Consider the following 10,443-nt stretch of genomic DNA (forward strand, 5'->3'; position numbering starts at 1 on the left):
GGAGATCGCCAAGGCGGCCAAGGACCACGGCACCCCGATCCGCATCGGCGTGAACGCCGGCTCGCTGGACCGGCGCCTGCTCCAGAAGTACGGCAGGGCGACCCCCGAGGCGCTCGTCGAGTCCGCCCTGTGGGAGGCGTCCCTCTTCGAGGAGCACGGCTTGAGGGACATCAAGATCTCCGTGAAGCACAACGACCCGGTGGTGATGATCAACGCCTACCGGCAGCTCGCCGCCCAGTGCGACTACCCGTTGCACCTCGGCGTCACCGAGGCCGGACCCGCGTTCCAGGGCACCATCAAGTCGGCCGTCGCCTTCGGGGCGCTGCTCAGCGAGGGCATCGGCGACACCATCCGCGTCTCGCTGTCGGCTCCGCCGGTCGAGGAGATCAAGGTCGGCATCCAGATCCTTCAGTCGCTGGGGCTGAGGGAGCGGCGGCTGGAGATCGTCTCCTGTCCGTCCTGCGGCCGCGCCCAGGTCGACGTCTACAAGCTCGCCGAGGAGGTCACCGCCGGCCTCACCGGCATGGAGGTCCCGCTGCGGGTGGCCGTCATGGGTTGCGTCGTCAACGGCCCCGGCGAGGCCCGCGAGGCCGACCTCGGCGTCGCCTCCGGCAACGGCAAGGGCCAGATCTTCGTGAAGGGCGAGGTCATCAAGACCGTGCCCGAGTCGAAGATCGTCCAGACGCTGATCGAGGAGGCGATGAAGATCGCCGAGGAGATGGAGAAGAACGGCATCGCGTCGGGGGAGCCGGCCGTCACCGTGAGCTGAACAGCACGGAATCTTCGAAGGGGGCCCGAGCGTGACGATCCTGGAGAACATTCGGCAACCGCGCGACCTGAAGGCGCTGTCCGAGGCGGAACTCGGCGAACTGTCCCACGAGATCCGGGAGTTCCTGGTGCACGCGGTCGCCAGGACCGGCGGCCATCTCGGACCCAACCTCGGGGTGGTGGAGCTCACCGTCGCCCTGCACCGGGTCTTCGAGTCGCCCGTCGACCGCATCCTGTGGGACACCGGCCACCAGAGCTACGTCCACAAGCTCCTGACCGGCCGTCAGGACTTCTCCAAGCTGCGCGGCAAGGGCGGTCTTTCCGGTTACCCCTCCCGCGAGGAGTCCGAGCACGACGTCATCGAGAACAGCCACGCCTCCACGGCCCTCGGCTGGGCCGACGGACTCGCCAAGGCCCGCCAGGTGCGGGGGGAGAAGGGCCATGTCGTCGCGGTGATCGGCGACGGCGCCCTCACCGGCGGCATGGCCTGGGAGGCGCTGAACAACATCGCCGCCGCCAAGGACCGGCCGCTGATCGTCGTCGTCAACGACAACGAACGCTCCTACGCCCCCACCATCGGCGGCCTCGCCAACCACCTCGCGGCCCTGCGCACCACCGACGGCTACGAACGCGTGCTGGCCTGGGGCAAGGACGTACTCCAGCGCACTCCCGTGGTCGGTCCCACCGTCTACGAGGCACTGCACGGCGCGAAGAAGGGCTTCAAGGACGCCTTCGCCCCGCAGGGCCTCTTCGAGGACCTCGGCCTGAAGTACCTCGGCCCGATCGACGGCCACGACATCAAGGCCGTGGAGTCCGCGCTGCGCCGCGCCAAACGCTTCCACGGACCCGTCCTGGTCCACTGCCTCACCGAGAAGGGCCGCGGCTACGAACCCGCCCTCGCCCACGAGGAGGACCACTTCCACACCGTCGGCGTGATGGACCCGCTCACCTGCGCACCCCTCGCCCCGTCCGGCGGACCGTCCTGGACCTCCGTCTTCGGCGAGGAGATCGTCCGGATCGGCGAGGAACGCGAGGACGTGGTCGCGATCACCGCCGCCATGCTGCACCCGGTCGGCCTCGGCGCCTTCGCCGAGCGGTTCCCGGACCGGGTGTGGGACGTCGGCATCGCCGAGCAGCACGCGACCGTGTCCGCGGCGGGCCTGGCGGCCGGCGGCCTGCACCCGGTCGTCGCCGTCTACGCCACCTTCCTCAACCGTGCCTTCGACCAGTTGCTGATGGACGTGGCGCTGCACCGCTGCGGGGTGACCTTCGTCCTGGACCGGGCCGGCGTCACCGGCGTCGACGGGCCCTCGCACAACGGCATGTGGGACATGTCCGTCCTCCAGGTCGTCCCCGGTCTGCGCATCGCCGCGCCCCGCGACGCCGGCCAGCTCCGCGCCCAACTGCGCGAGGCGGTCGCCGTCGACGACGCGCCCACCCTGCTCAGGTTCCCCAAGGAGTCCGTGGGCCCGGCGGTCCCCGCGCTGGACCGCGTCGGCGGCATGGACGTACTCCACCGGGCGGACACCTCCGAGGTGCTCCTGGTGGCCGTCGGCGTGATGGCGCCGGTCTGCCTCCAGGCCGCCGGACTGCTCGAAGCGCGCGGCATCGGGTGCACCGTGGTCGACCCCCGCTGGGTCAAGCCCGTCGACCCGGCCCTTCCGCGCCTGGCCGCCGGGCACCGTATGGTGGCCGTCGTCGAGGACAACAGCCGTGCGGCCGGGGTGGGTTCGGCGGTGGCGCTGACGCTGGGTGACGCCGAGGTCGACGTGCCCGTGCGGCGGTTCGGCATTCCGGAGCAGTTCCTCGCCCACGCCAAACGCGGTGAGGTACTCGCCGACATCGGCCTCACCCCGGTCGAGATCGCCGGCCGGATCAGCGCGAGCCTCGCCGTCGGCGAAGAGTTCGCGAAACAGTCACCGGACCCACAGGAGCCCCAGGCATGACCACCGCGGAATCGTCGGGGACCGGCGAGTTCGACCTCGGCGCGCTGCTGGCCGAACGCGGAGCCGAGCGCTACGAGCTGCACACCCGGTACCTCAACCACCAGCTCCCGCGCATGCTGCACACCATCGGCTTCGACAAGGTCTACGAGCGCGCGGAGGGCGCCCACTTCTGGGACGCCGGCGGCAACGACCACCTGGACATGCTCGCCGGGTTCGGGGTGATGGGCCTGGGCCGCCACCACCCCGTGGTCCGCAAGGCGCTGCACGACGTCCTGGACGCCTCCCTCGCCGACCTCACCCGCTTCGACTGCCAGCCGCTGCCCGGCCTGCTGGCCGAGAGGCTGCTCGCGCACAGCCCCCACCTGGACCGGGTGTTCTTCGGCAACAGCGGCACGGAGGCGGTCGAGGGCGCCCTGAAGTTCGCCCGGTACGCGACCGGAAAACCGCGCGTCCTGTACTGCGAGCACGCCTTCCACGGCCTGACCACCGGTTCGCTCTCCGTCAACGGCGAGTCCGGCTTCCGGGACGGCTTCGCCCCGCTGCTGCCCGACACGGCCGTACCGCTCGGCGACCTCGACGCGCTGGAGCGGGAACTGCGCAAAGGGGACGTGGCCGCGCTGATCGTGGAGCCGATCCAGGGCAAGGGCGTGCACGAGGCACCGCCCGGCTATCTGCGGGCCGCGCAGGAGCTGCTGCACCGGCACAGGGCGCTGCTGATCGCCGACGAGGTACAGACCGGGCTGGGCCGGACCGGTGACTTCTACGCCTACCAGCACGAGGCGGGGGTCGAGCCGGATCTGGTGTGCGTGGCCAAGGCGCTCTCCGGCGGGTACGTGCCGGTGGGCGCCACCCTCGGCAAGGACTGGATCTTCAAGAAGGTCTACTCGTCGATGGACCGGGTGCTGGTCCACTCGGCCAGCTTCGGGGCCAACGCCCAGGCCATGGCGGCGGGCCTCGCGGTGCTGTCGGTCATGGAGAACGAGCGGATCGTCGACCACGTCCGGAGCACCGGCGAGCTGCTGCGCACCCGGCTGGCCGCACTGACCGGGAAGTACGAGCTGCTCGCCGACGTCCGCGGCCGGGGCCTGATGATCGGCATCGAGTTCGGCCGGCCCCGGTCACTGAAGCTGCGCTCGCGCTGGACCATGCTCCAGGCCGCCCGCAAGGGACTCTTCGCGCAGATGGTGGTCGTGCCGCTGCTGCAACGGCACCGCATCCTCACCCAGGTCTCCGGCGACCACCTGGAGGTGATCAAACTGATCCCGCCGCTGATCATCGACGAGCGGGACGTGCACCGGTTCGTGGACGCCTTCACCGCGGTGATGGACGACGCGCACGACGGCGGCCTGGTGTGGGAGTTCGGCAGGACGCTGGTGAAACAGGCCGTCGCCCACCGCTGACCCTCGCACCCGCACCGGGTTTGCCTCAGAGGCAAGGAAATTGCCCGCGGGGCAAATTCGGGGCTCAATGGAGGCATGAGCTCCTCCGAGACCGGGCCGCCGGCCGAACCGGCCGGCGCGCTCCCCGTGGTCGCGCCGCAGCTGCGCGCCCTGCGGCGACGGGCCTCCCTCACCCTGGAGGCCGCCGCCCGCGACGCGGGTCTGTCGCCCGCCCATCTCTCCCGGCTGGAGACCGGACAGCGCCAGCCCTCGCTGCCGATGCTGCTCTCCCTCGCCCGCATCTACGGTACGACCGTCTCCGAGCTGCTCGGTGAGTCGGCCGCCGGCCGGGACGCCGTGGTGCGCGCCGCGGACATGGAGTCCACGGCGGCGGGCGGCTGGACGTACTGGCAGGCCGGTGCCGCCGGGCGCGGCATGCAGGCCCTGCGGGTCCACGTGCCGCACGGCTCCCAGGGCGACATCGTGCGCGTCCACCCCGGCGAGGAGTGGCTGTACGTCCTCAAGGGGCGGCTGCGGCTGCGCCTCGGGGACACCGTGCACCGGCTCGCCCCGGGCGACAGCGCGCACTTCGACTCGCTGACCCCGCACCGTATCGCCGCATCCGACCCCGACGGGGTCGAGCTGCTGTTCGTCCACACCCTGCTGCAGAGTCCCACGGCCGCGCTGTGCCTGGGCCCGATCCACGGAGAAGCGACATGACCGGCAGAGACATGGAAGAGAAGCTCCCCCGGGCCCTGTGGGTGCGGCTGTTCATCTACATCGTGGTGGGACACCTCTTCGCGGCCTTCATCTACTTCCTCTTCGAGATCGCTCCGAAGAAGTAGGCGCCCGTCTCAGTCGAGCAGGCGCTCGCGCAGCCGCTCCCGGGCCTCGGGGGTGAGCCCGAGCGCCTGCTCCAGATACGGGTCCACACCGCCCCAGGTCTCCTCGACGGTCTCGAAGGCCGCCGACAGGTACTCCGCGCGCGCGTCGAACAGCGGGCTGAGCAGCTCCATGACCTCGGGGGAGTAGGCCGAGGCGGAGCCGCCGCTGCGGTGCACCTTGTAGCGGCGGTGTTTGGCGTTGGACTTCAGGTAGTCGTCGACGATCGCGTCGCGCTCGACGCCCACCGCGAGCAGCGTCACCGCCACCGACAGGCCCGCGCGGTCCTTGCCCGCCGCGCAGTGCATCAGCGCGGGGACGCTGTCCTCGGCGAGCGAGCGCAGCACCTGGGAGTGCTCGGCGGTGCGCTCCTTGATGATCAGCCGGTAGGAGCTGATCATCCGGTCCGCGCCCTTGCCGTCCGCGAGGATCGAGCGCAGCTGCTCCAGATCGCCGTCGCGGACCATCTTCCAGAACTCGGCGCCGTCCGCCGGGTCGCTGAGCGGCAGGTTCACATTGCGCACGCCCGGCAGCGCGACGTCCGGCCCCTCCAGCTTCTGGTCGGCCGCGTTGCGGAAGTCGAAGACCGTGTGCAGCCCGAGCGAGGACAGGAAGGCGGCGTCCTCGGCGGTCGCGTGGGCGAGATGGCCGCTGCGGAACAGCACCCCATGCCGCACCCGCCGACCGTCGACGGTCGGCAGTCCGCCCACGTCGCGGAAGTTGCGTACTCCGGCCAGCTCGGGTTCGGTCGACGGGATCTGCTGCGTCACGAAGGACTCCTCCCACTCGGCGCCGTCGGCGGGGCTCGTCGACGGGCACCACTTGACGATACGACATGCCTGCCTGGGGCAATGAGTTGTCCACAGGCATTGCCCGGCCGCCCCCATATCCCTGATGATGTTGTTGTCTGATCGTATCTGTTCGGGTCTGTTGGAGGTTCGGGTGGCGCAGGTCTCCCAAAACGGTCGTACATGGCTCCTGTCGGGGCCGGCCAGTGCATACGCGCTGCATGTCACCGACCGTGACGAGCTGGTGCATCTGCACTGGGGTCCGAGGATCGCGCTCGCGGACGCGGAGGCCCTCGCCGCCCGTCCGACGCCGGAACACTGCTCGTTCGAGTCCCGACTGGACGGGCGCGAGGAGTACCCGGTCGAGGGCGGCCCCCGCTTCACCCGGCCCGCCCTGTCCGTACGCACCGCCGATGGGCGGCGCGGCACCGAGTGGACCTTCGACGGCCACGAGAGCGACGACGGCGAACTGCGCCTGCGCTTTCGCGACGGCGACCTGACCGTCACCCTGCACTACCGGATGCGCGACGACGTGATCGAACGCTGGGTGACCCTGCACAACCGGGGCCCCGCCGTCGAACTCCTGCGCGCCGACTCCGCGACCTGGACCCTGCCCGAACGCGAGCACTGGCGGCTGTCCCAGCTGCACGGCCGCTGGGCCGCCGAGTCCCGGCTGACAAGTGCTCCGCTCACCTACGGCGAGAAGGTCATCGGCAGCCGCCGCGGCCACACCGGGCACCACCATCTGCCCTGGGTCGCGCTCGACACCGACGCCACCGAGGAGCGCGGCGAGGTCTACGGCTGCGCGCTGGGCTGGTCCGGCTCCTGGCGGATCGGCGTCGCCCAACTCCCCGACGCGCGCGTGCAGATCACCGGCGGCGCGGGACACGACGACTCCGGCCTGCTGATGCTGGGTACGCAGGAGACGTACGTCACGCCGGTCTTCGCCGGTCTGTGGAGCGACGGGGGCTTCGGCGGCGCCAGCCGCGCCTGGCACGCCTATCAGCGGACGTATGTGATCCCCGCCGCGGACCGGGACCGGCCGGTGTTGTTCAACTCGTGGGAGGCCACCCAGTTCGACATCGCGGAGGAGCAGCAGCGGGCCCTCGCGGAGCGGGCCGCCGCGATGGGCGTCGAGCTGTTCGTCGTCGACGACGGCTGGTTCGGGGCCCGTACGAGCGACCGGGCCGGGCTCGGCGACTGGACGCCCAACCCGGACCGCTTCCCGGGCGGTCTGAAGCCCCTCGCCGACCATGTGCACGGACTCGGGATGCAGTTCGGCATCTGGGTCGAGCCGGAGATGGTCAACCCCGACAGCGATCTCTACCGGGCGCACCCCGACTGGGTGCAGTTCCAGCAGGGCCGCCGGCGTACGGAGCTGCGCAACCAGCTGGTCCTCAACCTCGCGCGGGACGACGTCCGGGAGTACCTCTGGGAACAGCTCGACGGGCTGCTCTCCAGCGCTCCCGTGGACTATGTGAAGTGGGACTTCAACCGCTCCTTCACCGACGTCGGCTGGCCGGACGACCCGTATCCGCAGCGGCTGTGGACCGACCACGTGCGGGGTCTGTACGCCCTGCTGGACCGGCTGCGGGCGGCCCATCCGGGCGTGGCCTTCGAATCCTGCTCGGGCGGCGGCGGGCGGATCGACCTGGGCGTCCTCTCCCGCACCGACCAGGTGTGGACCTCGGACAACACCGACCCGCTCGACCGGCTCGCCGTCCAGCACGGCTTCAGCCAGCTCCACCCGGCCCGGGTGATGGCCGCCTGGGTCACCGACAGCCCGAACGCGATGCTCAACGGGCGGGTCAGCTCGCTGCGCTTCCGGTTCGTCAGCGCCATGGCCGGGGTGCTCGGCGTCGGCGGCGACCTCGCGCGGTGGACCGGGGAGGAGCTCGCCGAGGCGCGGGAGTGGGTCGCGCTCTACAAGGAGATCCGGCCCGTCGTCCAGCGCGGCGACCTCTACCGGCTGCGCCCTCCGGAGGGCGGGCTGAGCGCGGTGCAGTACGTCCTCGGCGACGAGACCGTCGTTCTCGCCTGCCTCCAGGCGCAGCACTACGGAGAGCCCGTCCCCGCGCTCCGGCTGCGCGGCCTCGATCCGGAGGCAACGTACGAATGCCGCGAAACCGGCGAAACGCACCGAGGCGCCCTTCTGTTGCACCACGGGCTGCGCACCGGCCTGCGGGGGGATCTGGACGCCGCGGTGGTGCGGTTGCGACGCCTGTGATCCGACGGTTCAGGCGTTCTGTCCGATTAGGCTGATTCGCCATAACATGCCCCGAAAGAAGGGGGGGTGGGGAAGGGGTGCGTGAGCATCGTCATATTCGTGACGATGTGTTGTCGTCATGCTCACGTAATTCTGGGGGGTGACAAGGGAATTCGTGCGGGAAGGGAATCCCGGCTGACGCTCGGTGACGTCAATTCCGCCTTTGGATCACGGAAAAACCTGTTCGCGGTGAACCTCGCGCTTGTTCCTTCGCGTCCGGGTCGCTTACGTTCACCACCGATCCGGACGGACGCCTAATCCTGCCGCCGCCCGGAGCCCGCACACACTGACCCGTCCACGGCAGGAACGGGGGACCCACAGGTACGACTGCCTGTTCCGGTTCCCGGAACGGCTTGGGGTTAAGCCGCGCTACAGCGCGGCCGGGCATCTCCAGTCCGAACCCGACAGCTCACCTCGTAGGCGCCGGAGAGGAATTCGACATGCCCGCGAAGGGTAAGCACCGCCGTACCAGGACCCAGCGTTTCACCCGCTCCATCGCCGTCGCCGGAACCGGTGGCGCCGCACTCGCCCTGCCGCTTCTCGGCGCCACCGGCGCGCACGCCGCCACGCCGCAGACCGCCCCCGAAAAGGCCGTCCAGTCCCTTTCCGCCGCCGGTCAGAAGACCGTCGCCGAAAAGGGCGACGAGGCCCGCACGTACACCGTGAAGGCCGGCGACTACCTCGCGAAGATCGCCGAGACGGAGAACGTCGACGGTGGCTGGAAGCAGCTCTACACGGACAACCGCGAGGCCATCGGTGACGACCCGGCGCTCATCCACCCCGGTCTGAAGCTCTCCGTCGACGGCGCGGCCGCCGCGAGCACGCCGCAGGAGCCGTCCTCCGCCGAGGCCACGCAGGCCCCGCAGGCCTCGGAGCAGAAGGCCGAGCAGCCGGCGGAGCAGCCCGCCGAGCAGCCCTCCTCGGCGGCCTCCACCCAGACCACGAGCACCGACCAGGCCACGAGCACCTCCGGTTACAGCTCCCCGGTGCCCGGCGCCGGGCTCGGCACCGCCTACAAGGTGGCCGGCAGCATGTGGTCCAGCGGCTACCACACCGGCGTCGACTTCGCCGTCCCGACCGGCACCTCCCTGAAGGCCGTCGGTGCGGGCACCGTCGTCTCCGCGGGCTGGGCCGGCGCGTACGGCAACCAGGTCGTCATCAAGCTCGACGACGGCCACTACGCCCAGTACGCCCACCTGTCCTCGCTCTCCGTCTCGGCCGGCCAGACCGTGACCGGTGGCCAGCAGGTCGGCCTCTCCGGCTCGACCGGCAACTCGACCGGCCCGCACCTGCACTTCGAGATCCGCACCACCCCGGACTACGGCTCGGACGTGGACCCGGTCGCCTACCTCGGCTCGAAGGGCGTCTCCATCGGCTGACCCCCGACGCGACCTTCCTGACACGCGCGCCGATGGCCGGACCCCGATCCCGGGTCCGGCCATCGGCGTATTCCGGAATTGGCCAACATTTTGAAAGTGTCTTATCTCACCGCACGTCAACCCCTCCTTACGGTCGCGTAGGTCACATTCGAAGGTGAATCATGAGTGGTTGTGGCAGACGATTCGAAGAGTGACAGCAGAGCAGTGATCGGGTCGTACGTGGCGGTGGGGGACAGCTTCACCGAGGGCGTCGGCGACCCCGGCCCCGACGGGGCGTTCGTCGGCTGGGCCGACCGGTTCGCCGTGCTTCTCGCGGACCTCCGGCCCGAGGGCGACTTCCAGTACGCGAATCTCGCGGTGCGCGGAAAGCTGTTGGACCAGATCGTGGCGGACCAGCTGCCGAGGGCGGTCGAACTCGCCCCCGACCTGGTCTCGTTCTGCGCGGGCGGCAACGACATCCTCCGCCCGGGCAGCGACCCGGACGAGGTGGCCGAGCGGTTCGAGCGGGCGATCGCCGCGCTCACGGCCGTGTCCGGCACGGTGCTGGTGACGACCGGTTTCGACACCCGTGGCATGCCCCTGCTCAAGCACCTGCGCGGCAAGATCGCGACGTACAACGGGCACGTGCGGGCCGTCGCCGACCGCTACGGCTGCCCGGTGCTCGACCTGTGGTCCCTCAAGAGCATCCAGGACCGCAGGGCCTGGGACGCCGACCGGCTGCACCTGTCACCGGAGGGGCACACCCGCGTCGCGCTCCGCGCCGGGCAGGCCCTCGGCCTGGAGACCCCCGCCGATCCCGAACAGGCCTGGCCGCCCCTGCCGCCCCGCGGCACGTTCGACATCCGGCGGGACGACGTCCAGTGGGCCCGCGAGTACCTGGTGCCGTGGATCGGCCGCCGGCTGCGCGGGGAGTCGTCGGGCGACCACGTGATCGCCAAGGGGGCGCTGTCGCCGGACGACATCAAGGTACGGATCGCCTCGGTGGCGTGAGAGCCGTCCGTCGGGTGCGGCCGGTCCGGCACCGCGGTGCCGGAC

9 protein-coding genes and 1 riboswitch are annotated in these 10,443 nt (G+C 70.8%); of the genes, 8 read left to right on the plus strand and 1 reads right to left on the minus strand.

Annotated features, from left to right (window positions below):
- The 5 genes from ispG to ACFXAE_RS35515 all read left to right on the plus strand — a co-directional run.
- Positions 1-769: flavodoxin-dependent (E)-4-hydroxy-3-methylbut-2-enyl-diphosphate synthase (gene ispG / locus ACFXAE_RS35495; protein ID WP_384723615.1), on the plus strand; the 769-nt coding region annotated here is incomplete at its 5' end.
- A gap of 31 nt (positions 770-800) precedes the next feature.
- Positions 801-2,714 carry a 1-deoxy-D-xylulose-5-phosphate synthase gene (gene dxs / locus ACFXAE_RS35500; protein ID WP_384723618.1) on the plus strand — a complete coding sequence of 638 codons (1,914 nt, stop codon included), beginning with the start codon at positions 801-803 and terminating at the stop codon, positions 2,712-2,714.
- A complete protein-coding gene (locus tag ACFXAE_RS35505; RefSeq protein ID WP_384723621.1) occupies positions 2,711-4,114 on the plus strand; it encodes an aspartate aminotransferase family protein in 1,404 nt (467 codons plus the stop codon). The genes dxs and ACFXAE_RS35505 overlap by 4 nt, the downstream gene beginning before the upstream one ends.
- Positions 4,115-4,189: 75 nt before the next feature.
- A complete protein-coding gene (locus ACFXAE_RS35510) occupies positions 4,190-4,813 on the plus strand; it encodes a helix-turn-helix domain-containing protein (protein WP_384723623.1) in 624 nt (207 codons plus the stop codon).
- The gene (locus ACFXAE_RS35515; protein ID WP_384723626.1) at positions 4,810-4,938 is read left to right on the plus strand and encodes a DUF6126 family protein; all 129 of its coding nucleotides are present in this window, start codon (positions 4,810-4,812) and stop codon (positions 4,936-4,938) included. The genes ACFXAE_RS35510 and ACFXAE_RS35515 overlap by 4 nt, the downstream gene beginning before the upstream one ends.
- Before the next feature lie 9 nt (positions 4,939-4,947).
- Here ACFXAE_RS35515 and ACFXAE_RS35520 read toward each other — a convergent pair whose 3' ends face one another.
- Positions 4,948-5,745: a tyrosine-protein phosphatase gene (locus ACFXAE_RS35520; RefSeq protein WP_384723629.1), complete on the minus strand. Its 798-nt coding sequence runs from the start codon at positions 5,743-5,745 to the stop codon at positions 4,948-4,950.
- A 127-nt stretch (positions 5,746-5,872) separates the two neighbouring features.
- Here ACFXAE_RS35520 and ACFXAE_RS35525 point away from each other — a divergent pair, with 127 nt between their 5' ends.
- The 3 genes from ACFXAE_RS35525 to ACFXAE_RS35535 all read left to right on the plus strand — a co-directional run bounded on the left by ACFXAE_RS35525 (position 5,873) and on the right by ACFXAE_RS35535 (position 10,398).
- On the plus strand, positions 5,873-7,990 hold the full coding sequence (locus ACFXAE_RS35525; RefSeq protein ID WP_384723635.1) for an alpha-galactosidase: 2,118 nt from the start codon (positions 5,873-5,875) through the stop codon (positions 7,988-7,990).
- Positions 7,991-8,306: 316 nt separating this feature from the next.
- A riboswitch (cyclic di-AMP (ydaO/yuaA leader) is annotated at positions 8,307-8,465 on the plus strand.
- A 4-nt stretch (positions 8,466-8,469) separates the two neighbouring features.
- Positions 8,470-9,408, plus strand: coding sequence for a peptidoglycan DD-metalloendopeptidase family protein (locus ACFXAE_RS35530; protein ID WP_384723632.1), 939 nt, complete (start codon positions 8,470-8,472; stop codon positions 9,406-9,408).
- 204 nt (positions 9,409-9,612) lie between these two features.
- On the plus strand, positions 9,613-10,398 hold the full coding sequence (locus ACFXAE_RS35535) for an SGNH/GDSL hydrolase family protein (RefSeq protein WP_384723638.1): 786 nt from the start codon (positions 9,613-9,615) through the stop codon (positions 10,396-10,398).
- The last annotated feature ends 45 nt before the right edge of the window (positions 10,399-10,443 follow it).

Origin of the sequence: Streptomyces sp. NPDC059454, assembly GCF_042749965.1 — a bacterium.
Taxonomy (GTDB): domain Bacteria; phylum Actinomycetota; class Actinomycetes; order Streptomycetales; family Streptomycetaceae; genus Streptomyces.

Bases quoted from the DNA above. Each gene is read 5' to 3' on its own strand.
- ACFXAE_RS35530 (WP_384723632.1), top strand. From the start codon at position 8,470: ATGCCCGCGAAGGGTAAGCACCGCCGTACCAGGACCCAGCGTTTCACC.
- ACFXAE_RS35505 (WP_384723621.1), top strand. From the start codon at position 2,711: ATGACCACCGCGGAATCGTCGGGGACCGGCGAGTTCGACCTCGGCGCG.
- ACFXAE_RS35525 (WP_384723635.1), top strand. From the start codon at position 5,873: ATGTTGTTGTCTGATCGTATCTGTTCGGGTCTGTTGGAGGTTCGGGTG.
- ACFXAE_RS35515 (WP_384723626.1), top strand. From the start codon at position 4,810: ATGACCGGCAGAGACATGGAAGAGAAGCTCCCCCGGGCCCTGTGGGTG.
- ACFXAE_RS35510 (WP_384723623.1), top strand. From the start codon at position 4,190: ATGAGCTCCTCCGAGACCGGGCCGCCGGCCGAACCGGCCGGCGCGCTC.